The 22434-nt window shown below is 36.6% G+C and carries 31 protein-coding genes and 2 pseudogenes; 14 read left to right on the top strand and 19 right to left on the bottom strand.

The window, feature by feature from the left end:
- Nucleotides 1–2: 2 nt before the first annotated feature.
- Nucleotides 3–884 (bottom strand): helix-turn-helix domain-containing protein, encoded by an 882-nt coding sequence (locus ACQKNI_RS12835; protein ID WP_088232151.1) that lies wholly within the window; start codon nt 882–884, stop codon nt 3–5.
- Between the two features lie 80 nt (nt 885–964).
- Between ACQKNI_RS12835 and ACQKNI_RS12840 the strand changes: the two genes are divergently transcribed.
- On the top strand, nt 965–1426 hold the full coding sequence (locus ACQKNI_RS12840) for a DUF523 domain-containing protein (protein WP_088232150.1): 462 nt from the start codon (nt 965–967) through the stop codon (nt 1424–1426).
- A gap of 30 nt (nt 1427–1456) precedes the next feature.
- Here ACQKNI_RS12840 and ACQKNI_RS12845 read toward each other — a convergent pair whose 3' ends face one another.
- Nucleotides 1457–1810: a YxeA family protein gene (locus ACQKNI_RS12845; protein ID WP_088232149.1), complete on the bottom strand. Its 354-nt coding sequence runs from the start codon at nt 1808–1810 to the stop codon at nt 1457–1459.
- Between the two features lie 106 nt (nt 1811–1916).
- Nucleotides 1917–2058 (bottom strand): annotated as a pseudogene (locus ACQKNI_RS12850) (methyltransferase); the annotation flags it as partial.
- A gap of 237 nt (nt 2059–2295) precedes the next feature.
- Between ACQKNI_RS12850 and ACQKNI_RS12855 the strand changes: the two are divergent.
- Nucleotides 2296–2859, top strand: a complete 564-nt coding sequence (locus ACQKNI_RS12855) for a GNAT family N-acetyltransferase (protein ID WP_088232148.1) — start codon at nt 2296–2298, stop codon at nt 2857–2859.
- Nucleotides 2860–2964: 105 nt separating this feature from the next.
- Here the strand turns inward: ACQKNI_RS12855 and ACQKNI_RS12860 are convergent, their stop codons facing one another.
- From ACQKNI_RS12860 to ACQKNI_RS12870, 3 genes are all read right to left on the bottom strand, one after another.
- Nucleotides 2965–3318, bottom strand: coding sequence for a HesB/IscA family protein (locus ACQKNI_RS12860; RefSeq protein ID WP_000573825.1), 354 nt, complete (start codon nt 3316–3318; stop codon nt 2965–2967).
- A gap of 41 nt (nt 3319–3359) precedes the next feature.
- A complete protein-coding gene (gene dapF / locus ACQKNI_RS12865) occupies nt 3360–4226 on the bottom strand; it encodes a diaminopimelate epimerase (protein ID WP_088232147.1) in 867 nt (288 codons plus the stop codon).
- A 245-nt stretch (nt 4227–4471) separates the two neighbouring features.
- Nucleotides 4472–4711 carry a YuzB family protein gene (locus ACQKNI_RS12870; protein ID WP_000595025.1) on the bottom strand — a complete coding sequence of 80 codons (240 nt, stop codon included), beginning with the start codon at nt 4709–4711 and terminating at the stop codon, nt 4472–4474.
- Nucleotides 4712–5079: 368 nt separating this feature from the next.
- On the opposite strand from ACQKNI_RS12870, the gene ACQKNI_RS12875 reads away from it, so the two are divergent.
- The 4 genes from ACQKNI_RS12875 (at nt 5080) to ACQKNI_RS12890 (ending at nt 8063) form a co-directional block, all read left to right on the top strand.
- Entirely contained in the window at nt 5080–6150 is a 1071-nt protein-coding gene (locus tag ACQKNI_RS12875) for an NAD(P)/FAD-dependent oxidoreductase (protein ID WP_088232146.1), read from the top strand.
- A gap of 234 nt (nt 6151–6384) precedes the next feature.
- Nucleotides 6385–6558: an aspartyl-phosphate phosphatase Spo0E family protein gene (locus tag ACQKNI_RS12880; RefSeq protein ID WP_088232145.1), complete on the top strand. Its 174-nt coding sequence runs from the start codon at nt 6385–6387 to the stop codon at nt 6556–6558.
- A 64-nt stretch (nt 6559–6622) separates the two neighbouring features.
- Nucleotides 6623–7282, top strand: a complete 660-nt coding sequence (locus ACQKNI_RS12885; RefSeq protein ID WP_088232144.1) for an ABC transporter ATP-binding protein — start codon at nt 6623–6625, stop codon at nt 7280–7282.
- Nucleotides 7266–8063: an ABC transporter permease gene (locus ACQKNI_RS12890; protein ID WP_088232143.1), complete on the top strand. Its 798-nt coding sequence runs from the start codon at nt 7266–7268 to the stop codon at nt 8061–8063. The genes ACQKNI_RS12885 and ACQKNI_RS12890 overlap by 17 nt, the downstream gene beginning before the upstream one ends.
- A 216-nt stretch (nt 8064–8279) precedes the next feature.
- Here the strand turns inward: ACQKNI_RS12890 and phnA are convergent, their stop codons facing one another.
- The 5 genes and pseudogenes from phnA to ACQKNI_RS12915 form a co-directional block, all read right to left on the bottom strand.
- Nucleotides 8280–8621, bottom strand: coding sequence for an alkylphosphonate utilization operon protein PhnA (gene phnA / locus ACQKNI_RS12895; RefSeq protein ID WP_000212737.1), 342 nt, complete (start codon nt 8619–8621; stop codon nt 8280–8282).
- A 235-nt stretch (nt 8622–8856) separates the two neighbouring features.
- Nucleotides 8857–9639, bottom strand: coding sequence for a DUF2628 domain-containing protein (locus ACQKNI_RS12900; RefSeq protein ID WP_170952779.1), 783 nt, complete (start codon nt 9637–9639; stop codon nt 8857–8859).
- A gap of 293 nt (nt 9640–9932) precedes the next feature.
- Nucleotides 9933–10013 (bottom strand): annotated as a pseudogene (locus tag ACQKNI_RS12905) (CPBP family intramembrane glutamate endopeptidase); the annotation flags it as partial.
- Nucleotides 10014–10050: 37 nt separating this feature from the next.
- A complete protein-coding gene (locus tag ACQKNI_RS12910; RefSeq protein ID WP_098841354.1) occupies nt 10051–10929 on the bottom strand; it encodes a nucleotidyltransferase domain-containing protein in 879 nt (292 codons plus the stop codon).
- Nucleotides 10898–11206, bottom strand: coding sequence for a YuzD family protein (locus ACQKNI_RS12915; RefSeq protein WP_000248590.1), 309 nt, complete (start codon nt 11204–11206; stop codon nt 10898–10900). Before ACQKNI_RS12915 ends, ACQKNI_RS12910 begins: the two co-directional genes overlap by 32 nt.
- Nucleotides 11207–11412: 206 nt before the next feature.
- On the opposite strand from ACQKNI_RS12915, the gene ACQKNI_RS12920 reads away from it, so the two are divergent.
- Complete coding sequence (locus ACQKNI_RS12920) at nt 11413–11649, top strand: NifU family protein (protein WP_000431159.1); 237 nt, start codon at nt 11413–11415, stop codon at nt 11647–11649.
- A 316-nt stretch (nt 11650–11965) separates the two neighbouring features.
- On the top strand, nt 11966–12181 hold the full coding sequence (locus ACQKNI_RS12925; RefSeq protein ID WP_088232141.1) for a carbonic anhydrase: 216 nt from the start codon (nt 11966–11968) through the stop codon (nt 12179–12181).
- A gap of 61 nt (nt 12182–12242) precedes the next feature.
- On the opposite strand, the gene yutH is transcribed toward ACQKNI_RS12925, so the two are convergent.
- Complete coding sequence (gene yutH / locus ACQKNI_RS12930) at nt 12243–13244, bottom strand: spore coat putative kinase YutH (RefSeq protein ID WP_088232140.1); 1002 nt, start codon at nt 13242–13244, stop codon at nt 12243–12245.
- 120 nt (nt 13245–13364) lie between these two features.
- Here yutH and ACQKNI_RS12935 point away from each other — a divergent pair, with 120 nt between their 5' ends.
- Nucleotides 13365–13856 (top strand): phosphatidylglycerophosphatase A family protein, encoded by a 492-nt coding sequence (locus ACQKNI_RS12935; RefSeq protein ID WP_000665105.1) that lies wholly within the window; start codon nt 13365–13367, stop codon nt 13854–13856.
- Nucleotides 13857–13875: 19 nt separating this feature from the next.
- Here ACQKNI_RS12935 and ACQKNI_RS12940 read toward each other — a convergent pair whose 3' ends face one another.
- Nucleotides 13876–14355, bottom strand: coding sequence for a GNAT family N-acetyltransferase (locus tag ACQKNI_RS12940; RefSeq protein WP_098253210.1), 480 nt, complete (start codon nt 14353–14355; stop codon nt 13876–13878).
- A 599-nt stretch (nt 14356–14954) separates the two neighbouring features.
- Here ACQKNI_RS12940 and ACQKNI_RS12945 point away from each other — a divergent pair.
- Nucleotides 14955–15536, top strand: coding sequence for an NAD(P)H-dependent oxidoreductase (locus tag ACQKNI_RS12945; protein ID WP_098253211.1), 582 nt, complete (start codon nt 14955–14957; stop codon nt 15534–15536).
- A gap of 32 nt (nt 15537–15568) precedes the next feature.
- Here ACQKNI_RS12945 and ACQKNI_RS12950 read toward each other — a convergent pair whose 3' ends face one another.
- The 4 genes from ACQKNI_RS12950 to ACQKNI_RS12965 all read right to left on the bottom strand — a co-directional run bounded on the left by ACQKNI_RS12950 (nt 15569) and on the right by ACQKNI_RS12965 (nt 18244).
- Nucleotides 15569–16099 carry an iron ABC transporter substrate-binding protein gene (locus ACQKNI_RS12950; RefSeq protein WP_088232137.1) on the bottom strand — a complete coding sequence of 177 codons (531 nt, stop codon included), beginning with the start codon at nt 16097–16099 and terminating at the stop codon, nt 15569–15571.
- 117 nt (nt 16100–16216) lie between these two features.
- Nucleotides 16217–16981, bottom strand: coding sequence for a TIGR01457 family HAD-type hydrolase (locus tag ACQKNI_RS12955; RefSeq protein WP_098253212.1), 765 nt, complete (start codon nt 16979–16981; stop codon nt 16217–16219).
- Nucleotides 16982–17089: 108 nt separating this feature from the next.
- Nucleotides 17090–17722: a helix-turn-helix transcriptional regulator gene (locus ACQKNI_RS12960; protein ID WP_098253213.1), complete on the bottom strand. Its 633-nt coding sequence runs from the start codon at nt 17720–17722 to the stop codon at nt 17090–17092.
- Nucleotides 17723–17803: 81 nt separating this feature from the next.
- Nucleotides 17804–18244 carry a DUF86 domain-containing protein gene (locus ACQKNI_RS12965; protein WP_088232134.1) on the bottom strand — a complete coding sequence of 147 codons (441 nt, stop codon included), beginning with the start codon at nt 18242–18244 and terminating at the stop codon, nt 17804–17806.
- Between the two features lie 147 nt (nt 18245–18391).
- Here ACQKNI_RS12965 and glpX point away from each other — a divergent pair, with 147 nt between their 5' ends.
- The 3 genes from glpX to ACQKNI_RS12980 all read left to right on the top strand — a co-directional run bounded on the left by glpX (nt 18392) and on the right by ACQKNI_RS12980 (nt 20520).
- Nucleotides 18392–19363, top strand: coding sequence for a class II fructose-bisphosphatase (gene glpX / locus ACQKNI_RS12970; RefSeq protein WP_088232133.1), 972 nt, complete (start codon nt 18392–18394; stop codon nt 19361–19363).
- Nucleotides 19364–19380: 17 nt separating this feature from the next.
- Nucleotides 19381–19647 (top strand): DUF3055 domain-containing protein, encoded by a 267-nt coding sequence (locus tag ACQKNI_RS12975; RefSeq protein ID WP_088232132.1) that lies wholly within the window; start codon nt 19381–19383, stop codon nt 19645–19647.
- A gap of 375 nt (nt 19648–20022) precedes the next feature.
- A complete protein-coding gene (locus tag ACQKNI_RS12980) occupies nt 20023–20520 on the top strand; it encodes a cytoplasmic protein (protein WP_088232130.1) in 498 nt (165 codons plus the stop codon).
- Nucleotides 20521–20564: 44 nt separating this feature from the next.
- Here the strand turns inward: ACQKNI_RS12980 and ACQKNI_RS12985 are convergent, their stop codons facing one another.
- Nucleotides 20565–20873 carry a YutD family protein gene (locus tag ACQKNI_RS12985; RefSeq protein ID WP_140417451.1) on the bottom strand — a complete coding sequence of 103 codons (309 nt, stop codon included), beginning with the start codon at nt 20871–20873 and terminating at the stop codon, nt 20565–20567.
- Between the two features lie 118 nt (nt 20874–20991).
- Here ACQKNI_RS12985 and ACQKNI_RS12990 point away from each other — a divergent pair, with 118 nt between their 5' ends.
- Nucleotides 20992–21570, top strand: a complete 579-nt coding sequence (locus ACQKNI_RS12990; RefSeq protein WP_088232128.1) for a YhcN/YlaJ family sporulation lipoprotein — start codon at nt 20992–20994, stop codon at nt 21568–21570.
- A 26-nt stretch (nt 21571–21596) separates the two neighbouring features.
- Here the strand turns inward: ACQKNI_RS12990 and ACQKNI_RS12995 are convergent, their stop codons facing one another.
- Complete coding sequence (locus tag ACQKNI_RS12995; RefSeq protein WP_088232127.1) at nt 21597–22331, bottom strand: MerR family transcriptional regulator; 735 nt, start codon at nt 22329–22331, stop codon at nt 21597–21599.
- Between the last annotated feature and the right edge of the window lie 103 nt (nt 22332–22434).

Genomic DNA, 22434 nt, shown 5'->3' on the forward strand with positions numbered 1-22434 from the left:
TGTTATACGCATGGCTCTTTTTTAAATGGATCAAACAGCGATATCCCCTTACTTCTCCTTAATGCTGCTCCCCACTCTAATCCAACCTCTAAAAATAAATCTCTCACTGTACTGTATAAAAGTGCCCCAATGTCTTTACGGATTTCCCCATATTTATCTGCCCTCACAACACTTTTCACACGCCAAATGAAATTTCCGTTCACTTCTTCATCAGCTAATATTTGCTCCAGTAAAACACCTTGCTCTAGTAACCCGCTCTTTTTATAAGCAAGCTCCACCTTACTCCACAGTATGTTAATCTTCTTCGGATTACTCGTCATTGGCACAAGTGCGTATATAAAAGGCTTTGGTATATCATGACGACAGTACGTCTCATCAAGCTCGTACGTTCCTTTTCTCTTCTCTTTTATTTGTGGAATGTTTTTAGAAAGAATTGTTTCCCCCTCGCTTTTTTGCTCCTTTCCGCTACAGCCAGCTGCATCATCTTCACTTTCACAAGCGGACATTTTCATACGGTCATCCATGCGGTCAATCGCAGATGCAAGAAATACATATAAGTTCGCACTATACCCGCCGCGCTTACGTCTTTCTTTTGTCGCAACACGCTTAATAATTCCTAATTCCTCTAACTTTGCAATGGAGCGGCGCACCGTACGAATACTCTTTCCAACATTCGTCGCAATCGTCTCCATTAACGGACAAGCAACTCCTACTGTTTTTTGTTTCTCATTCACTGCATACTTTCCTAAAAAATGAATAATGATAGAATCAGTTTTATTCAATTGAAATCGATAGCACTTCAAAACTTGTTTTTGATATGTATTAAACTCTTCTTTACTTCGAAATTCACTATATGGTTTCATTAAATTATATAAGCTTCCCATTTATATCACCTCACTTATAAGTAAGAGGTAGGAAGTAAAATTGGCGTGATAGTTAATATTTTTTTACTGGAGATGAAAATATGATCGTAATTAGCGCTTGTTTAGGTGGTATCGCTTGTCGGTATGACGGGAATGACAATCTTGTTTCAAAAATAGAGGAGCTTCTGCAAAAAGAAGATACAGTCCTCATTTGTCCTGAAGTATTAGGAGGATTACCAACGCCTCGTCCTTCCGCTGAAATTATTGGTGGGAATGGCGATGACGTTTTAGATGGAAAAGCGAAAGTGATGACAAAAGATGGGGAAGATGTCACAGAAGCTTTCGTACGTGGTGCTTATAAAGCATTAGAACAAATTAAAGATTTACACCCGGAATATATTATTTTAAAAGAACGTAGCCCGTCTTGTGGTAGTACTACGATTTACACTGGGGAATTTAACGGTAATAAACAAACTGGTTACGGGGTAACAACTGCTTTATTTAAAAGACATGGCTTTACAGTGGTTTCAGAAGAGGATTTTGAGAACGAAAAAAGGAATTGACCCTGTTCGTCAATTCCTTTTCTATCTGTCTTATTTCACGCCTAATTTTTCTTTCACTTTCGCTGGAAGCTCGTCTTTCTTCACTTCTTCCCAAGCTGATACACCTTTTTTATCTGAATGATATACACGCAGGAATGCTTCTTTACGTAAGTTTTTTTGAGCTGTGAATTCTAATTCTTTCTCTTTACCTTCTTTATCAAATCCAGTTAGCTTATATTGGTAATCTTTATAAGGCTGACCATTATCAGCTTTACCATTATACTCTTTTCCATCTACTGTAATTTGAACGTAATACTCATCTTTCCCCATACGGTTAATATCACAACCAACTAACAAACTTGCAAAGACAACTAAAATACTAAAAAGTGCAATATATCTTTTCATTTCCTTCACCTCATGTGTTTTTTCTTATACTCTTATCTTAAAGTCCGGGGCTCAAAGAAGAAATTCAAAAACATGACATGAACATTACACTTTTGTAAGATAATAATTATCGCTTCACTCTAGACACCGTCATTCCATCACCAATTGGAAGGAGTACACATTCTAACCTCGGATGATTGGCTACTAACTTCATTAAACTTCTTCATCATTTCTGTATACCGTTTTTGTTTTGCACTTTCATCTGCCACGACACTTGTTACGGATTTCATCACGCAATCTCCTTTAACGCATGCATTAGTGGAACAACCTAAGGTATGCTTCGGTAGCCATTGTTGTACCAACTGGCGATTTCGTTTTCAATATGTGAAAAAGGATTTCTAAATGATGAATTGAATATATATTTATTGTTCTCTAACTTTTGAGCGAAAGTTTTTTACATACGTTTCATTCTGTCCTAATTTAAAGTTTTCGAGGGGAGAAATAATATGGATCCTATTTTATTAGATGTTCCGTTACAAATAGAAACAGACAGACTCATTCTTCGAGCACCACTTCAAGCTGGTGAAGGTAATGTAGTACATGAAGCTATTAAAGACTCAATTCGTGAATTAAAGCAATGGTTGTCTTTATTTCAGTCAATTCCTACTGTTGAAGAAACGGAAGTTCTCCTGAGAAATGCGCATATAGATTTTTTGAAAAGAGAAAGCTTTCGCTATCTTATCTATCATAAGGAGACTCATGATTTTATTGGAACTGCTAGCCTTCACGGAATTAATTGGAAGGTTTCTAAAGGTGAAATTGGATACTGGGTTAACACGCAATTTAGTGGCAGTGGATATATGACAGAAACAGTACGTGCGTTAACAAACCTTGGATTTCAGTTATTCAAATTTAGAAGGATTGAAATACGATGTGAATGTAATAACACGAAAAGTCGTGCGATCCCTGAAAAACTAGGCTTTGAGCTTGAAGGGATATTACGTAATGAAGATCTTTCAGCTGATGGTAAACAACTAGTTGATACTTGCATCTATGCAAAGGTAAAGTGAAACTTTAATCCGCCCTCGCGAATCGGGCTTTTACAGCAAAAGAAAAGACCTTTTTAACGATGTATTCCATCGCTAAAAAGGTCTTTCTCTATTGCTACTAAAATCTTAGCACTCTTCCGGCTTACCAGCATTCGATGCTGTACGGAAAGATGATCCACATCCGCATGATGCGATTGCATTTGGATTATCGATTGTGAATCCGCCGCCAAGCATAGATTGTTTATAATCAATTTTTACTCCTTTAACAATGGGAGCACTTTCTGTATCAATAACAAATTCAACACCGAAAAACTCAAGAACTGTGTCGTCTTCTTTTGGTTCTACTTCAAATCCTAAGCCGTAAGAAAGACCGCTACATCCGCCGCCGTGTACAGCAAGGCGCACATACTTTTCTCCATCTTCAGCATCTTTTAACATATCTTTAATTTGAAAAGCTGCTTGTTCTGTTACTTCAATCATGAAATACACCTTCCTTTCTGTTCTCATTCTATTATACATCTTTACGCTTCTATCTTGTACTCATACACTCCGTGGCAAATTACTTCCGCAGGTCCTTTCATTAACACGTTTCCTTCTTCTGTCCACGCAATCATTAAGTCGCCGCCAGCTAAATGGACTGTAATTTCTTTACCACGTTCCATCTTCCCATTCAAAATAGCAGCAACAACCGAAGCACATGCTCCTGTTCCGCAAGCTTGCGTTACACCAGAGCCACGTTCCCAAACGCGGAAATTCATTTCTTCATCGTTTAAAATCTCGATAAATTCAACGTTCACTCGCTCTGGGAACATTTCATGTGTTTCAAGAACTGGACCAAGTGTTGTAAGAGGTGCTTTCTCTACATCATCAACAAAAATAACCGCATGTGGATTCCCCATTGAAACAGCTGTAAATGCATAACGATGGTTATTGTATAAGAAGTTTTCACGAATAAATGGTGTTTCACCTTCACCGAGCATCGGTATCTCTTCGCGTGTTAAACGTGGTGCTCCCATATCGATTTTCGCTAATGTAACTTTCCCTTCTTCTACCGTTACTTCCGCCGTTACAATGCCAGCTAACGTTTCAATTGTGAAAACTGTTTCCTCTACTAGTTTATGCTCATACGCATATTTCGCTACGCAGCGCAAACCATTACCACAGCTCTTGCCTTCTGAACCATCGTTATTAAACATACGCATTTTCACTGGAGCTACATCAGACGGACAAATTAAAATCATCCCGTCTGCTCCAATACCAGTATTAATATTTGAAACCTTTTCCGCCACAAAAGCTAAATCTTCTTCAGGAATTTGTTCTTCAAACATATTTACATATATATAACTATTGCCAAGACCATGCATTTTTGTAAAAGAAAATTGGCTCATTTATATTCACTCCAAAAATAATTTATTATTTTAAGTATAGAATGCATGCTTTTAGAACACAATATGAATGTCCCCCGTTTCTCATATTTGACAACGTTTGGCGATGAGCCACTCTTACACAAATTGTGTAGGAAAAAAGCCCTTCTAAAAGGGCCTTTTTTTATTTATCTATAGTCTTAATCTACCCTCCAAAATAACGTTTTATCTAAAATAAAATGAAAAAGGCGCTGCTCATTCGCAACACCTTAAAACATTGGATTTTCATCCAAATAATCATATACATTATTTACAAGTTCTTCTACTGTCGCACCTTGTACAACTTCACCATTCACAAGTGCAAATGGTCCTTCAAAACAAATACCACAATAACCTAAACAACCATATTCCATTACATCTAAATTAGGATCTTTTTCTAATTTCTCTAAAGCTGCTTGTGAACCACTTGCCAGGTTACCTACACAAAATTCAATTAATGGTTTAATCAAAATTCTCCCCCCTGTACTACAAAACAAATTACCTTCTGACATCTATAAGAAGAAAACTAAGCTGTTTCTCGTTGTTTTCGTTACACTTACTAAACTATTCAATTCCTTCACTGATTTACTTCAAAGTAAATATTCTTCTCTATATCAATATATTCACGGCAACGCTTTGCGGCCCCCGCAATGAAATAGTAACTAGAAAAGGAAAACAGTTTACTTTACTTTTCTTCTTATTGTACAACAGAGTATTCATTCATGCATTGTTATTTGTTCACAAATTCGATATAATTTGATTGAGTAAAGTCGAAATATTTTATTAATATAAAATTTTAGGATTAGGGGATATTTCAACAGAAAAGGGGTAATCCATCATGAAACACCTCGTAATACTAGGTGGCGGCTACGGTGGAATGAGAATTCTACAACGGCTACTTCCAAGCAACCAACTTCCAGATGATGTACAAGTGACATTAATCGACAAAGTACCATACCATTGTTTCAAAACTGAATATTATGCATTAGTAGCGGGTACAATTTCAGAAACGCATATTCGCATACCGTTTCCTGAGCACCCACGCCTTAATATTCAATACGGCACAATAACAAATATTGATCTCGAAGAAAAAGCTGTTCATCTTGATGGTGGCGAAGCAATCCAATATGATGATTTAATTATTGGACTTGGCTGTGAAGATAAATATCATAACGTTCCTGGGGCGAAGGAATATACACACAGTCTACAATCAATTGAACAAACACGTAAGACATATGAACAACTAAATAGCCTAGAACCTAACGCAACAGTAGCTGTCGTCGGTGCTGGCTTAAGTGGCGTTGAAGTAGCAAGTGAACTTCGTGAAAGCCGTTCGGATTTAAAAATCTATTTATTTGACCGAAAAGATAGAATTTTATTCCCGTATCCAGAGAAATTAAGTAGATACGTAGAAGAATGGTTTGTAAAGCATAAAGTTAACATTATTCGAAACTCTAACATTACAAAAGTAGAACCAAATATTGTATACAACCACGATGAGCCACTTGAATGTGATGCAATCGTCTGGACAGCTGGTATTCAAGCAAATGAAATTGTTCGAAACCTTCCAGTTGAACAAGATGGTAGCGGACGGGTTGTTTTAACAAAATATCACAATATTCCAAATAACGAGCACGTTTACGTTGTAGGAGATTGTGCAGCACTTCCACATGCACCATCTGCTCAGCTTGCTGAAGGTCAAGGAGAGCAAATTGTCCAAATATTATTAAAACGTTGGAATAATGAGCCACTTCCTGATGAACTACCTGTTATAAAATTAAAAGGTGTTCTCGGTTCTCTCGGCAAAAAACACGGATTTGGTTTACTAGCAAACCAACCATTAATGGGGCGTGTACCGAGATTATTAAAATCCGGTCTTCTTTGGATGTACAAACATCATAAAGGTTAATATTTTAAAGGCTGTCTACTACGTAGGCAGCCTCTTTGCATCCATGAAAAATAATTATCAGACATATTTTTCTCAACATGAATCATGTTTTATTTTTCATTTTTATATTAAAAACTACGAATGAAAAGTGTATGCTATTTATAAGTTGTTTTATTATTTCCGTTAAGACCGAATTCATTCGGTCTTATTTTTTTATGTAATACATACTTTTTTAGGAGGCATTACAATTCACTTATGAATGTAACGAAACTCAACGATCGAATAGAAATGAAGAAGAAAGAATTGGTCTATCTTGTTGAAATGTACGGATTCACTCATGATAAAGTAATTTCTTTCAGCCAAGAATTGGATCGCTTACTTAACTTGTTACTAGAGATTAAAACGAAAAAGAAACGTTGCTCTTTATAACCTTATTTTTCTATTTCTCTCTCTTTTTTGATACGATATAACTAGAATCAGAAAGGAGCAATTTATGTTTATATTAAAAGACATTACATATAGAGATATACTAAGTATTCCTTATTTACAGATTCAAAAAGAAAAAATCACATGTATTATCGGGGAAAGCGGGAGCGGAAAAAGTACATTACTCCGCATGCTAAATGATTTGCAATCTCCAACATCCGGTACAATTGAATATAACGGAAAATTAATTTCTGATTATCCCCCTATTCAATTACGACGGGACGTAGTCATGCTTGGGCAAACTCCACCTATTTTTGATGGCACGATTAAAGATAATCTATTAATGGGACTCCGTCTTTCTGAAAAACCCTTTCCAAATGATGATGCCCTGCGAAGCGCATTAACGACTGTTAGCTTAGAAAAAAAATTAGAAGACAACGCTAATTCATTATCAGGCGGGGAAAAACAACGACTTGCTTTTGCACGTATTGTACTTATGGATCCACCTGTCTATTTATTAGACGAACCAACCTCTGCGCTAGATAGTGATACAGAACGCCGCGTTATGAAACAATTTTCTACGCTGGCAAGAGAAAAGAAAAAAACAGTTATCTTCATCACACACTCACAACAACTTCCAGAAGAAATTGCAGACGATATTATTGAAATTAGTAAAACAAACGGTGCAATTAGAAAGGGAGTGCTCTCCGTTGAAGGGCGTTATTGAACTCCAAATTTGGCAACTTGCCGCTGCATATATTTTCATTCTTATTTTAATCGGGCTTGTAAAATTAAAGGGAATACCTCGCGAAAAACAAATCGCGCTCGCAACATTCCGTATGACGATTCAGCTCGTACTTGTTGCCTATGTTCTTACATACGTATTTGAAAATAGTAATCCATTTTATACAATTGCTCTTATTACTTCTATTACTACCTTTGCAATTTTTAATATTTATAAACGAGTCAACATCCCAATGTCGAAAGAATTAAAACGAGTAGCCGCCCTTTCCATGGTCGCCGGATCAATTGGGCCACTTCTACTATTTATCTTTGTTATTATCGGGCACGACCCTTGGTATGCGCCGCAATATATCGTTCCGATTACCGGAATGTTAGTTGGAAACGCGATGACAGGTGTTTCTCTCGGTGCAAATACGTTCTTAAACAGTATGAAATCGCAAAGAGGGCAAATTGAAGGAGCACTTATGCTCGGCGCAACACCGAAAGAAGCAGCTGCTCCGCTCATTCGGGACGCCTTTGACTCTGCCATTTTACCAACAATCAACTCTATGGTCGGAATGGGAATTATAAGCCTACCAGGCATGATGACTGGTCAAATATTATCCGGTGTATCACCGTTCACAGCCATCCAATATCAAATCGCCATCATACTCGGCATTTCAGGAAGTACCGCTTTCGCTGTCATTATCTTCTTGCAGCTCGGATATAAAACGTTCTTTAATAAACGGTGTCAGTTGAAAGAAGTAGATTATGGTGCGAAGTGAATCGTACCTCTCGCTCAGCAAATGATGCACAGTTCTCGGTGAATGAAATTATACCGGCGATTTTTCGAATATATCGATCGTAACTCACATTATATCGGCGATTTTTCAAATATATCGATCGTAACTCACATTATATCGGCGATTCGACAAGGAATATCGACTTACCGACAAAAAATGACAATAAAAAAGAGGAGGCTACTCGCCTCCTCTTTTTACTTACGCCTTCTTAACGAACTGTGATTTTAACTTCATAGCTCCGAAACCGTCGATTTTACAATCAATATCGTGATCGCCATCAACTAGACGAATGCTCTTTACTTTCGTACCGATCTTCACAACTGAAGACGTTCCTTTTACTTTTAAATCTTTAATGACAGTAACAGCATCACCATCTTGAAGAACGTTTCCGTTCGCATCTTTTACAACTTTTGCACCATCATTATTTTCAGCTTCTGCTTCTTGGCCCCACTCATGAGCACATTCTGGACATACGAAAAGAACGCCATCCTCATACGTATATTCTGAATTACATTTTGGACAATTTGGTAAAGTAGCCATAAATTTATTTCCTCCGTTCATTATTTATACGTAAAAATCAAAATTGATGTTTACATCTCGATAAATAAAATTTGTATAGCATTTCTTTATAGTGCCACAGTCTCACGTTATTGACAAGCCTACCTCAAATTCTCATTTTTTATTGTATTTTACAAAATTTCAATTCATATGGTGTTTCCAGTAAAAAAGAAGAACCTTCACAAGATTCTTCTTTTCCAACTAATCGAGTTTCTCTCTAGAAAAACCACATATTTTCTTCAACATAAATTTGATACTCTTCTGCTTCTTCTTCACTTAACTTTTTATTATTTAAATAAATTTCTTGCCATTCAAAGTAATCATCATTTAAATATACAGCGAATTTAATTTTCACATTCTTTTTTTCTTCATAATCATAACCAGTAAATTCTACTACGTCATAATCTTGTTCTTTCTTTACATACTTCCAATTTGGTTTGTCTGCGATAGACTCTAAAGCTTCTCCTTCAAGACTTAAGCGAACAACGTTTTTAATATTAGGTTCAGTTGGTACATAAGATAAACCGAAACTAGCACCTGCAAACAATACAAATACTATCACTTGTAAACCAATCATAAGCCCGATATGAGCGCCACCTTTTGATTGTAAATAATACTCTTTCTTATACTCAGGCACATCTTCTACCTTATGTAAAATACGGATAACATGCTTATAATACAATCGATTTCCTTGCCATCCAGTAAATAGCATCGTTCCAGCATATAGGATAAAATCTATCCACATTGGTATATCAATAAAAGTAGCTATAATTAAAGTAGGTATCGCCAGTAATGTAAGTATAATAAATAACTTATACATTTTACGATACGCTAACCAAAAATGTGGAAATATAAATGCTACCCAGTTCCACGTATTCCCTTGCGCTGGATTTTCTACTTTGCCCCATTTAAAGTCATAATAAGCTGTATTCTTTTTAACAACTTTATGTAAATCTTGCGTAGAAATTGTTTCTTGTAAAACAGTGTCCTTCACGTACATCATCCTTCTCTTATTTCTATATAACTTTATTGTATATGTACAAAACGAAGGAATCTAACAAAAAAGACATATATTTCACAAAAGTGAACGGAAATCGAATATATTCCGACAATTACCCGTTTCTTATTCCATTTTACTTTTAAATATATTAGAATACTTATGAATGATACGTTTAATACACTAAGTTAAACATTTTGTAATAAAGAATGTTTCACATGAAACTATCCATATTTCGTATTACCTTTTCTATCTGCTACAAAATAAAAAGACGCCCTTTTCAAAAAGGCGTCTTTTTATAGTTGAAAATTTACTAGTAAATAAAACAAATTGTTTAATAAATGAATGCCCCATGGAACGAGTAATTTATTTGTTTTCTAATAATACCCCATATCGTATTATCCTTGTTCTTTCCTACCATTTCTCTCTACACTCTTCAATCAAACTTAGCAAATACCTCTTCGTCATATCCGCTCTTCTCCAAACAGAGAGTTTCTTCTTTTCCTTTGGATTTTGCTTCATTCGCTCTACTTCTTTTAATAAAAGTTCCCATTCTTTTGCTGAACGCTCTAACAAGTATTGTAATCCTCTATCTTTTGAAACGATTGTTTTATGGTCTAGTGTATATAAAATACGCCCCATCGTAACGACAGCCGATTCTACCCATTCTTCTATGAAAAATAAATAGGGGCGCTTCGCTTTTTCACTCCAGTAATGCTCGACGTTATATTTCATTGTTTGTACTACATCGTCCCATTTTATTTGAAATGGAAGGTCCCCTGCCTCTTTCCCCATCACTGTAATGCCTTCGTTCTTTAATGTCCACCACGTGACTGCATTAATGTCCCAATAACCAATAGCCGCTTTTCCCTCTGCGCAATATACATACTCGTTCATTGCATCATTGTATTTCCCTAAATCAGCGAGCGGAATATACATGCCATCCATTCGTTTCCCTAACGTACTACTACTAAGTTTCTTATGTAGTTCTACAAGTTGTTGTTTTTCAGCTTCATTCACAGAATCACTTATTACCGTAACAAAATCTACATCGCTCGTTTCTATATGAAATGCTCCTAGCGCAATAGATCCGTAAACGTATACCCCAACTATTTTTTCATCTAAAAAAATCTCTTTTAATTCTGCTATGTACTGCCCCATTAACTTTTTTACTTCTTCTGGTAGAGCATGTTTTACTCCATTCTCCACATCTATCCCTCCATTAAAAAAAGCCTTTGCTAATTTGCAAAGACTTCTTGTTTTATAAATATTTCTCGATTTCTTCGTAAACATCCTTCAAACGAGGGTTTCCTTCTCCAACAATTTCTCCATTTACAAGAACGACTGGATAGAATAAATCTTCCTCCACTACGCGCTCTGCGAATGCTTTTTTATCTTCATCTTCTTGTTCTTCTTGAAAATCAATATACTCGAAATTAAATTTATTTTCTTGTCCTTCATATTTACGACCAATCGCCGCTTGTAACCATTCAAACGTTTCTGTTGAAGATGGCATTCCAACGCAGCTCGCACAAATTACTTTCGTCCCATACACTTGCACATTAACCATTTCTTCTCCCCCACTTCTTGTTCTAACAGTATATTCAGATGTCTTATTACATAAGCACATCATTTTACAAACTTATTCCATACCCCTATACTGAAAAAACACGTTATAAACATGATAAAATATTTCGGCAATAAAACAAGAACAGAAAAAATAGATTTTCCCCTCTATCTTGATTATAATAAAACTGATGAAAGGAGTCGATAAAAATGGAAAACCCACATATGCAAGAACAAGTACTAGAAGTATTAGATAAATTACGTCCATTCTTACTTCGCGATGGCGGAGACGTTGAATTAGTAGACATTGAAGAAGGTATCGTAAAATTACGCCTTATGGGTGCATGCGGAAGCTGCCCAAGTTCTACAATCACACTAAAAGCTGGTATCGAGCGCGCGTTACTTGAAGAAGTACCAGGCGTTATCGAAGTAGAACAAGTATTTTAATTTAAAGCGGAAGCGGCTCGTTCAGAACAGGAGGTCATTGGAGCTCCTGACGAAGAGGCGCTTTTTGCCTCACAGGAAGGCGCGAAATGGCCGACTGTTCTAGCCGCTGGAGCTGGATATTACTAAAAGCGGAGGCGGCTCGTTCAGAATCGCTTGCTAAAAAGAGACCAAAATTGGTCTCTTTTTTTTATTCACATAACTATTCTGGTTTAACATCATAAAACAAAATTGGAAATCCTTCTCAAAAAATGCGATAATTGATACTATATAGTGAATCGTTCACACATATAAAGTAAAAAACATAGGGGGACGACACATGCCAAAAATGGGGAACACTTTTTTAACAATTCAAGAACTAGAAAAGAAAAAAGAATATTTATTAGACCTTTCATCCGCTATACCGACATGGAATGCGAGCTATCAATTTTTATTTAAAGAAATCCAGCAAGAATTATTGAGTAAAGTAAATGAAAAAATCGAAAGACATCAATTCATTTTAAATATATGTGCAGATCAACAAGTAGGGGCATAATGTATTACATACAATTGTGGTATATAAAAAAGAGACCTCACTCGGTCTCTTTTTTATATTTTTAAGATAGCCAATCTAATTTCCGAATCCCTAACTTATCAATTGGTAAACGAAGTGAGCCATAAAAATGCCTCATAAATTGCTCGGAGCGGTTCACATCATGTAAAATGGCTTCTAAGCGATCTCTATATATGCTTTTTTGTTCTTCGTTTCCTGTTTGGTAATATCGTTCGACTGTTTCAAAATAGTGGAGCGGGAACAGAAGCCTTGCAAATAATAAGCGCCAACCAAATGAGGATAGCGAATAATTCCGTTCATAATCTGTAACAAATTGAACGATTGTTTGCTCCCAGTCTTTCTTTTTTTCTATCATCATATAGCGAATCAATTCTGCTATATCTCTAGTTGGGTGATCATACACCCACTCAAAAGGCAGTTTTAGACGCTTCGTTTGATGCCATAATAAAGGTGTAAAGCGTTCTTGGCAAATTGTTGCCGCATCACTCATTTGCGGTGTATCATCCATCTCTGTATCGACAACGTACTGAATTGCATTTTCTGCAACTCCTAAGTAATACGGGAAGGATTCGATAAACAATTGATCGAATACATCTGTAGGGTGATTCATCACTTGTGATTGCCAAAACCTTTCTAATTGATCGAGCCTTTTTTCCCATAATGCCTTCCATTCACCAATGCGGCTTAATTGCTCGATTTCTTCTGGAAAGAATGCACCACGTTTATGAAATATAGAAAGCTCGCTGCCTAATGATATAGCATGTCGCTCTAACGCGCGCATACCTTTTAATAAGCAGTAATTTTTTTCTTCTATCTCACTTACATAGTAACCGTGTATAGTCGGAACGAAAGTCGCAACAGTTATATCCCCTTGCTGGTTCATATAATCACTGAGCTTTTTCATCTCTACAAGTACTTCTTCCTCCATTTCTCCAATTGGAACAAGTACATAAATTTTGTTACGAATCCAAAAGCTTTTATAGGGGCCAAGGGGGATTAATTCTTTAACATGCATGTGATAATGCTCATAAATATGCTGAATCATCGCAGTCGCCACCTATGGTTTTTCTATATATATATGAGCTTGTGCTCGCCTTTCATTCCTATGCACATGATAAAGCAACGAAACGTATACAAATACTAAAAAGAAGAAAAGGTGATAAACATGAAAGAATCTAATCAACTACAAGAAAGAGCATTACAACTATTACAAGAACGCGGTGTAACAATTGACGACATTGCTGAACTTGTTCATTTTCTTCAAAAGAAATACCATACAAATCTAGAGATGTCAGAATGCCGTTATAACGTTGAGCGTGTACTATCAAAACGTGAAGTACAAAACGCACTTATTACAGGTATTGAACTTGATGTCCTCGCTGAAAAAGGAATGCTAAGTCAGCCATTACAAGATATCGTAAAACGTGATGAAGGCTTATACGGAATTGATGAAGTTATCGCACTTTCTATCGTTAACGTGTACGGCTCTATCGGTTTCACGAACTTTGGATATATTGATAAATTAAAACCTGGTATTTTAGAATACTTAAATGATAAATCATCTGGAAAAGTGCATACATTCCTTGATGATATCGTTGGCGGAATTGCTGCCGCTGCTTCAAGCCGTTTAGCGCACAGAGCTGAGCACTCAGAATAAAGTATCTAGGCCGTCAGTTTCATACTGACGGCCTTTCATATTCCATAAGCATAAATTCTCTTCCGCGACTCAAAAATATAGGTCCTTGTTGAAAGCCTATGTTTTTATATAGCGTAATCGCTCTTTTATTAAATGTTGCTACACTAAGTCGAAATATTTTTGGATGCCATTCCTCAGTAGCAAACACTATCCCAGCTTGAAAGAATGTTTTTCCCATCCCTTTCCCTGTTAAATCTGGCTTCATGCCAATTCCGATATCGACTACATCTTCTCCCGTATATAAATTAGCATCTCTTCCACCTGGCACTTGTGCATTTTCTCCAAAACAAAAATAACCGATGAGCCCTCCCTTATCGTTACAACAACCATAATATGTTCCGTCCAGCAACTCTTCTATTACTTCTTCCTCTTCTGAAAAACTATATAAATTATACGGCTCCTCGTACGTCCACATCGCTATCTCCATCGCTTCTTCTTCTGTTAACTTATGTATATTCATCCCTCTCGCTCCTTATTAAGTATTCTATATATGTACTCATTCACTTTTCACATTAGATTTCCCTTTAATCGTAATATGCATAATTACATACGCATGCTCATTTCAAACATGCTAAAATTTACTTAAATCGCTGTTGTTACACTTCTTGATTAAGAAAGGCCGTTAATCGGAAAATTAACGTCTTATCAAATTCAAGCATTTGGCACATTTTGTCATCATGAAAGACATTCGAAAGAGTGTCTTTTTTTCTATATTTCACAAGGACTTACTCATTTCAAAATATAAACACATACAATAATGTAACTCTTTACACGCATGAATCCCTTTCTAAAAGTTATGAAGTAGATTCAAAATAAAAAAGCACTCTTTCGCTAGAGTGCTTTTTACTTTCAAACAAGGAGGTTACATATATGGATAGTACTCTCATATTTAACTTCGGCATTGGTATTGTCATCATTTTATTTGTCTTCTTTGTTCTTTGTATGAGCGGGGTATAGAAAGGCGATTTTGAGCGTCTTTTTATACATACATATTTATTATTTGACTATCATAACAAAGGTAACCATACTAGTTACACAAATACAAATAGGAGGAAGACAATGAAACATGTAATCGTTTATGCACACCCGAATACAGAAAGCTTCAACCATGCGATTTTAGAAACAGTAAAAAGTGAATTAGAAGAAAAAGGTCATGAAGTACGTGTTCGCGATCTATACGAATTAAACTTCAACCCAGTATTAGGCGCTTCCGATTTCACCTCATTTTCTCAAGGAAACACACCAGAAGATATTAAAGAAGAGCAAGAGCATATCTCTTGGGCAGATAGCATTACATTCATTTACCCAGTTTGGTGGGCGGGACTTCCTGCTATTTTAAAAGGATACGTTGACCGCGTATTTAGCCATGGCTTCGCTTATGCTTACGGTGAAAATGGTATTGAAAAGTTATTAAGCGGTAAAAAAGGCTTATTATTATCTACAATGGGAAATTCGAAAGAAGCATACACAGCAGGCGGTATGTTTGACGCAATGAAGAAAACAGCGGATGTTGGTATTTTTGAATTTACAGGTATTGAAACACTTGAGCATACATTTTATACAAGCGTTCCTTCTGTGGATAACGATGTGCGTAAACAATATCTTGAAGAGGTTAAAGATGTTGTGAATCGAGCGTTTTAATAAAAAAACTCCGGTTATAACAACCGGAGTTTTTATTTCATCATCAATTTCGGAATATACCTTTGAAGAATGTTTTCTAATTCATTCATATCTTCCTGTCTAATAAGTAAATTCACATTGTCATTCATTTTTTCTCGCCCTCGATATAAAAATATATTTTCTTTTGGATTTTCCCACGTTGATGTTTTATAGCCCTTTAATTCTTCGTATGAATAAAAGTTCAATCCGTCTATTACACCCTTTTCATATATTTGTACACTTTTAATAAGATGGATCGCTATTAAAGTCATAAAACAACTTGCTACAGCATGAATACCTAACTGAATGAGAAACTGTTCAATTGTACCAATATCACCACTTACGTACTGAGCACATATATACATACACTGTCCGATGAAGTACGCTGGTCCAAGTAATGCAATCCAACGTCGTTTCACCCGAGGATATGTTGCAATAAGTTTTCCCGCGCCTTTTTTCATTTCATTTATTTTGTATGTCTTCCATAGAACAAAGAACAAAACACATAATGTAAAAACAAACATAATACATGACATCCAATACACTTTTATTCCCTCCCCTTTCTATATCACCACATATAAATTTTACATTTTATACAACTATATTACATATGCAATTATGCATAAAAAAACAGGTAACGACTTCCGGTTACCTGCATTTCATTACATCTTCTCAATCCACTCCGTCAAGTTATGCACAACTTGCGTCGGTTGTACTTCATATTCTGTTAACTTCTCCACAGTTGTGACTCCAGTGTGGACAAGTAGGGTATGCATGCCAGCATTTATTCCTGCTAAAATATCTGTATCGTAGTTATCCCCAACCATTAACGCCTCATCTTTTTCTATGCCAAGCACTTTTAACGCTTGTTCCATAATGATTGATTCTGGTTTTCCGATAAAGATTGGTTCCACGCCTGTTGATACTGCTACAACTGATGTTAATGAACCGTTACCTGGTAATAATCCTCGCTCAGTTGGAATGGCAATATCCCCATTTGTAGAAATGAACGTCGCACCGTTACGCACAGCAAGACACGCTTTTGCTAATTTTTCATATGTGATGTCGCGATCTAAACCTACAATAACGAAATCAGGATTTTCATCCACAAGTTCAAATCCTTTTTCCACAAGTGCATCGTGTAAGCCTTCTTCACCAATCATATATACAGTTGCGTCTTGTTTACGTTCATAAATGAAGTTTGCTGTCGCCATGCTCGTTGTAAATACTTGATCCGCTTTTGCTGGAATATCGAAACGAACAAGCTTTTCTGCCACTTGTTCTGGTTTACGAGTAGAGTTGTTTGTAACGAATAAATACGGAATGCCGCGCTCTCCTAATGCTTTTACGAAGTCGCTTGCTTCTTCAATTTGTTCTTCTCCGCGATACATCGTACCGTCTAAGTCAATTAAGTAACCCTTATACATCGATTATGTCTCTCCTTCTACGCTAACGTTCTCACCTATCATACCACTCTTATATTACCCGCTTTTTCCAAAGAAAAAAACGCTTTACCTTAAAGCGCCCCATAACGTTCATTTTTTCTCTTTTACTTGGTAAGAACAACTACAATCGCCCTCACACATGTTTGCTAGCGTCTTTACATCTGCATCCACAAATATACGCTTATACATTTCTTTTTCATCTTCACATACTTGCGGGAATCTCTCTGCAATTTCTTTTAACGGACAGTTTTGTTTTTCCATTACGAAAGAATTATCCCCATCTCTCTTTATTTGAACCATATACCCGTTTCTCTCTTGCATAGCCGCTATCTCTTGCACTTTATATGCTAAATTCTTTTGGTTACTCACTCTCTTTTGCAACTGTTCTTCCATTCGCTTCGTTCTCTCTTTTAAAACGTAACGAAGTACTTTTTCATCGCCCATACGAGCTAAATCTTCTAGCATATCAATCGCAAATTGCTTATACTCTTTTGGGAATGTGTCTTCTCCCTTTTCACTTAATCCATACAAATAAGTTGGTCTTCCGACATTTTGCCTTACCATCTTGGAATAAATAAGTCCGTCTTTCTCAAGATTACTTAAATGTCTTCGAATCGCCATTTCTGTAATCTCTAAAACGTCAGCCAATTCCGCTACTGTGTGCTCTCCCTTTACTTTCAACAAATGTACAATCTCGTCTTTCGTCGTACGTGCTTCCCCCATGATTCAACCTTCTCCCTTGTCTTTCTCCCATACAATATAAGATCCCCAAAAGATATTCCCTTGGGGATCTTATACGCATAATTATTCTGGTACAAATGCAGATACAGGTCCTAATTCCTTTTCTAAATAACTACGAATATTCGCTGGGTATTTCTCTACCACTGCAATATGTTTTTGAATCGTCGTATATAATTCATCATGATTCATTTGAATATAATCTTGCGTAAGCATTTTTCGAAGAAGGATTACTTCTTTCATTCCTTGTCCCTCTTCTGCACTTATCACTCGCTCGTCCATTAAAATATCGATAATATCTTCGTAACTTCCTGGATCGCGCATAATAAATCCATCAATCATCGCATTCCCTACATCTAGTACACAATCAATCATAAGATGAGCTATGCGTTCTAATGCGTAAAATTCAAACTCGGTTTCATATATCTTTTTCTCTTGAAATGTACTTGTTGCTCGTTCTAAACATACTAGCATTTGTTCTATTTTCTTTCTGTCTACAAAATACATGAATGTCACCTACCTGGAAATTAAAGCATTTACATTTTAATTGTAACGCTTTCTTCTGAAAAAATCGACAATTTTTCGAATTCACCTTTTCTCCATTATTTGTTATAGTTATACCTGTATGATTTTTGAAATTGGAGGAATGGAATCTTGGAACGTGAACTCGCACTAGAAATTGTCCGTGTAACAGAAGCAGCAGCATTAGCATCCGCACAGTGGATGGGCCGCGGAAAGAAGAATGAAGCAGATGATGCAGCAACTACAGCAATGCGTGATATGTTCGATTCAGTAAACATGGCAGGTACAGTTGTAATTGGTGAGGGAGAACTTGATGAAGCACCGATGTTATATATTGGTGAAGAACTAGGAACGGGTAACGGTCCAGAAGTAGATATCGCCGTTGATCCATTAGAGGGTACAAACATCGTTGCAAAAGGTCTTGCAAATGCAATGGCAGTTATTGCAATCGCGGATAAAGGAAACCTTCTTCATGCTCCTGATATGTACATGGAAAAAATCGCGGTTGGTCCAAAAGCAGCTGGTAAAATTAGCTTAGATGATCCAATTGAAAAAACAATTGAAATTGTAGCAGAAGCTAACAATAAAAAGATTCGCGATCTAACGGTTATCGTTCAAGAACGTGAACGTCATCAAGATATTATTGACCGTGTTCGTGCAAAAGGTGCACGCGTAAAATTATTTGGTGATGGTGATGTTGGTGCTTCAATTGCTACAGCACTACCTGGAACAGGTATCGACTTATTTGTAGGTACTGGCGGAGCTCCAGAAGGCGTTATTTCTGCAGCAGCATTAAAATGCCTGGAAGGTGAAATGCAAGCTCGCTTAGTTCCAATGAACGAAGAAGAAGAAGATCGTTGTCGTGAAATGGGACTAGAAGATCCTCGTCAACTTCTTATGTTAGATGACTTAGTATCTGGTGATGATGCAATCTTCTCAGCAACAGGTGTTTCTGCTGGTGAATTATTAGACGGCGTGAAATTCCTTGGCGGAGATTTAGCTGAAACATATTCTATCGTAATGCGCTACAAAACAAGAACAGTGCGATTCATTAAAACGCACCACCATTTAGATCATAAACCACACTTAAACTTAGATATTTAATAAAAGGAGCCATGTGTATGGAAGAACGTTTCTTTCTGTACGACGATACAGTCGCTACAAGAACTCGTTTCGTTAGCTTTATGGGGGAAAATGAGCGTCATGACTTAGCGCTTTTATACTCTGATCGTCATTACGGTAAAACAATTGTGCTTGATATGCAGCGCAATAAATTTGCTATCATCGGTCCTGACGATTTAAACGAACCAGGCTACTTAGAGCACGCATTTTCTATGTCTGAAGAAATTGCAGAAGAATTACGCTCATTTTTATTTGAACTTATATAATTTATCGTATGCACCAGCTATTTTAAGCTGGTGTTTTTTCGTTACGAGAGTTTTGAATTTTCAATCTTCTATGTTATAATGAGGAATAAATCTATTTGGATAGAAAGGACGTTTACGACGTATGCCAACATTTACTTTGTAATGGACCAGCAATTGGATAGCATTACTCTCAAAAAAGCACCACGCTTTTTCAAGGGAGTAGTCTGCCCATTCCCATTACAAAGGAACGTATTGCATCTGTAGTATGATGTTTACGGAGGTTCCTCTTTGGGGGAACCTCCTTTTATTTTTGTCTACTTCTCCTGTCTTCATACTACAAGACATCCAAATAGCTGTATTACGTTCTTTTGCCACTAATATAAGAGGTGAAGGAAAATGCAGAAAGTACAACTTTCTTGGAGTTTATATGAAAACGAGCAAAACACAATCGAAAAGTATTGTAAAAATTGCAGAAGCACTACCCTATTTACCGACACAAATATTCGTAGGCATAACGCCAATGGAAAAAACATATACCGCTTTGCCATTTATAAATGTCCGAAAGATCATACGTGGAATCAAAAACTGCGTATTTATAAAGCATTTACTGATCACGTTGAAACAGTCGATATGACTCAGCAAGATCAAATAGAAACAACTACTACCATTTCCATTATGCAACATAAAGAAAGCGGCATAGCCGAAATCACAATCGTATTAGATCTCATTTTCGGTTCCCACCGAATCGATAAAGCCTTATCCACATATATTTCCGACTGGAGCCGTACACTCATTGTGGATAAAATTAAAAGTGGGGATATTCAATTGAACGGACAACAAATGAAACCAAATACACTCCTTTCTGAAGGCGATCATATCTCGATTTGTTTGTGAACGAGAATATGCAAAAATCCTCTTACAATCGTAAGAGGATTTTTTTATTTCTTCACTTTTCGTAATACAAAATGTGCACAACCGAAGTTACAGTACTCGTATAAATACTCCGATAACGTACTAATTTTCGTATCATATGTCGCACGTTGGTTACTATCATCAAAGAATCCGCGCAATCTAAGTTGCTCATAACCCCAGTCCCCAACGATGTAATCATATTTATTTAAAATTTCTGCATAGCGCTCTTTAAATGCTTCTTCACTAAAACCGTCACGAAAGTTTTTAATTACTTCGTACTGAACATTATTAATGCTCACCGTAGCATGAATCTCTTGCTCTTGCTTTTGCTCCATTATTAACTTCCTCTCTAAGCATTCTTCTTTTTATCGTATCACAAAGCATAACAACCAACAATTTCAAATACAAAAAATTGCAAATTAGTACATGCTATGGAGAAGGAGGTGATACATCGTGAAAAAACAAATTGTACTTTCCCTTCTCACTCTTTCCTTATTTGCAGGCTGCCAAACAAATAATAAAGCCGAAATGGAACGCGAAGAAGGAAGCCGTGTTCTTGTTTCCAATAAAAACGACATGTATCATACAGAAAATACAAATACAAGACTCACGAGAGTCGGTTATTCATCGAAACAAAAACATGAAGTGTCTAACAAACAAGTAGGGGCCATTAACCGTGAGAAAGTTGCTGAGATGATTACAAGCATGACAGTCCAACTTCCTGACGTTACAAATGCCGCTACACTCGTTACCGATGATGAAGTGTTCGTCGTATATCGTGCAAACACAACGGATCAGAAACTCGTAGCAGATCAAGTATATAAAACCGCTTTGTCCATCGTCCCTCGCTATTATAAAGCATATGTATCAACAAACCAAAAGTTGATTTCTCAAATTCAAGGGCTTCAATCTGGCTCATTAAATGATACAGAATATACACAAAGCCTCGATATGTTAAAACGTGAAATGAGTAAAAACCCTCATTTAAACAATACAGAGAATCAAACTTTGAATGATATGATACAAAAATAAAAGGTGGAGAAAACCTCCACCCTTTTTTACTTTTTATTACGATCCGCATAAACCTCCATCGCATCACACATAAACTGCGCTAACCCTTCGCCGAACTTATCGATATTTTTCGTGAAGCGCTCATCCGCGACGTACATTTGGCCGAGCCCTTTAAAAGCATCTAATGAATATTCTCCAAAGTTTTGCAAGTAATCGTACCATACTTTAATAGCGTCCTGCGCCTCTTTAGAATCAGGTGCACCGTGTCTAAGCGTCGCTAAATTTCTATAAATATCATTAAATTCTTCTTGCTTCTCTTTTGACATGCCTTTCGCATATTCATTCGCTTTATCTACAGCTGTATCTCCCCATCTTTCTCGTGCTTCTTCTTCATATGGGTTATGGCTGAAATCGAATCCTTCAAATTTCTCTTTGTTCGTCATTTCAATCTCTCCTTTTGTATGCTGAATTGTTTTATCAATCGTCGCAATCACTTTATCTAACCTAGCTCGCTTTTCAAGAAGCATTTTCTTATGAAGCTGTAGTGCTCCTTCGCGATCAAATGACGGACTGATGATAATTTCTTTAATTTTCTTCAAAGGGAAGCCAAGCTCTTTAAAAAATAAAATTTGCTGCAATGTCTCTAAATTTTCATTGGAATACAGACGATATCCCGACTCTGTCGTCTCGTCTGGGGTTAACAACCCAATTTCATCGTAATGATGCAGTGTGCGCACACTAATTCCAACTAAACTAGCTACTTCTTTTATCCTCATTGTCATTTGTATCTCCCCCTTAGTACATACGATAAAGTATGACGCAACGTTAGAGTCAATAAAAACTTCATGTTGTTTTTGAAAGATTCATCTCTCCACATTTCCCTCC

The sequence above is a fragment of the Bacillus sp. NPDC094064 genome, from assembly GCF_050279585.1.
In the GTDB taxonomy this organism is placed as follows: Bacteria; Bacillota; Bacilli; order Bacillales; family Bacillaceae_G; genus Bacillus_A.

What these genes read in the sequence shown, in the direction of transcription:
- ACQKNI_RS12835 (WP_088232151.1), bottom strand. Translation starts at nt 884, where the DNA reads ATGGGAAGCTTATATAATTTAATGAAACCATATAGTGAATTTCGAAGT.
- ACQKNI_RS12840 (WP_088232150.1), top strand. Translation starts at nt 965, where the DNA reads ATGATCGTAATTAGCGCTTGTTTAGGTGGTATCGCTTGTCGGTATGAC.
- ACQKNI_RS12845 (WP_088232149.1), bottom strand. Translation starts at nt 1,810, where the DNA reads ATGAAAAGATATATTGCACTTTTTAGTATTTTAGTTGTCTTTGCAAGT.
- ACQKNI_RS12855 (WP_088232148.1), top strand. Translation starts at nt 2,296, where the DNA reads ATGGATCCTATTTTATTAGATGTTCCGTTACAAATAGAAACAGACAGA.
- ACQKNI_RS12860 (WP_000573825.1), bottom strand. Translation starts at nt 3,318, where the DNA reads ATGATTGAAGTAACAGAACAAGCAGCTTTTCAAATTAAAGATATGTTA.
- dapF (WP_088232147.1), bottom strand. Translation starts at nt 4,226, where the DNA reads ATGAGCCAATTTTCTTTTACAAAAATGCATGGTCTTGGCAATAGTTAT.
- ACQKNI_RS12875 (WP_088232146.1), top strand. Translation starts at nt 5,080, where the DNA reads ATGAAACACCTCGTAATACTAGGTGGCGGCTACGGTGGAATGAGAATT.
- ACQKNI_RS12880 (WP_088232145.1), top strand. Translation starts at nt 6,385, where the DNA reads ATGAATGTAACGAAACTCAACGATCGAATAGAAATGAAGAAGAAAGAA.
- ACQKNI_RS12885 (WP_088232144.1), top strand. Translation starts at nt 6,623, where the DNA reads ATGTTTATATTAAAAGACATTACATATAGAGATATACTAAGTATTCCT.
- phnA (WP_000212737.1), bottom strand. Translation starts at nt 8,621, where the DNA reads ATGGCTACTTTACCAAATTGTCCAAAATGTAATTCAGAATATACGTAT.
- ACQKNI_RS12900 (WP_170952779.1), bottom strand. Translation starts at nt 9,639, where the DNA reads ATGTACGTGAAGGACACTGTTTTACAAGAAACAATTTCTACGCAAGAT.
- ACQKNI_RS12910 (WP_098841354.1), bottom strand. Translation starts at nt 10,929, where the DNA reads ATGTTTACGAAGAAATCGAGAAATATTTATAAAACAAGAAGTCTTTGC.
- ACQKNI_RS12915 (WP_000248590.1), bottom strand. Translation starts at nt 11,206, where the DNA reads ATGGTTAATGTGCAAGTGTATGGGACGAAAGTAATTTGTGCGAGCTGC.
- ACQKNI_RS12920 (WP_000431159.1), top strand. Translation starts at nt 11,413, where the DNA reads ATGGAAAACCCACATATGCAAGAACAAGTACTAGAAGTATTAGATAAA.
- ACQKNI_RS12925 (WP_088232141.1), top strand. Translation starts at nt 11,966, where the DNA reads ATGCCAAAAATGGGGAACACTTTTTTAACAATTCAAGAACTAGAAAAG.
- yutH (WP_088232140.1), bottom strand. Translation starts at nt 13,244, where the DNA reads ATGATTCAGCATATTTATGAGCATTATCACATGCATGTTAAAGAATTA.
- ACQKNI_RS12935 (WP_000665105.1), top strand. Translation starts at nt 13,365, where the DNA reads ATGAAAGAATCTAATCAACTACAAGAAAGAGCATTACAACTATTACAA.
- ACQKNI_RS12940 (WP_098253210.1), bottom strand. Translation starts at nt 14,355, where the DNA reads ATGAATATACATAAGTTAACAGAAGAAGAAGCGATGGAGATAGCGATG.
- ACQKNI_RS12945 (WP_098253211.1), top strand. Translation starts at nt 14,955, where the DNA reads ATGAAACATGTAATCGTTTATGCACACCCGAATACAGAAAGCTTCAAC.
- ACQKNI_RS12955 (WP_098253212.1), bottom strand. Translation starts at nt 16,981, where the DNA reads ATGTATAAGGGTTACTTAATTGACTTAGACGGTACGATGTATCGCGGA.
- ACQKNI_RS12960 (WP_098253213.1), bottom strand. Translation starts at nt 17,722, where the DNA reads ATGGGGGAAGCACGTACGACGAAAGACGAGATTGTACATTTGTTGAAA.
- ACQKNI_RS12965 (WP_088232134.1), bottom strand. Translation starts at nt 18,244, where the DNA reads ATGTATTTTGTAGACAGAAAGAAAATAGAACAAATGCTAGTATGTTTA.
- ACQKNI_RS12975 (WP_088232132.1), top strand. Translation starts at nt 19,381, where the DNA reads ATGGAAGAACGTTTCTTTCTGTACGACGATACAGTCGCTACAAGAACT.
- ACQKNI_RS12980 (WP_088232130.1), top strand. Translation starts at nt 20,023, where the DNA reads ATGCAGAAAGTACAACTTTCTTGGAGTTTATATGAAAACGAGCAAAAC.
- ACQKNI_RS12985 (WP_140417451.1), bottom strand. Translation starts at nt 20,873, where the DNA reads ATGGAGCAAAAGCAAGAGCAAGAGATTCATGCTACGGTGAGCATTAAT.
- ACQKNI_RS12995 (WP_088232127.1), bottom strand. Translation starts at nt 22,331, where the DNA reads ATGACAATGAGGATAAAAGAAGTAGCTAGTTTAGTTGGAATTAGTGTG.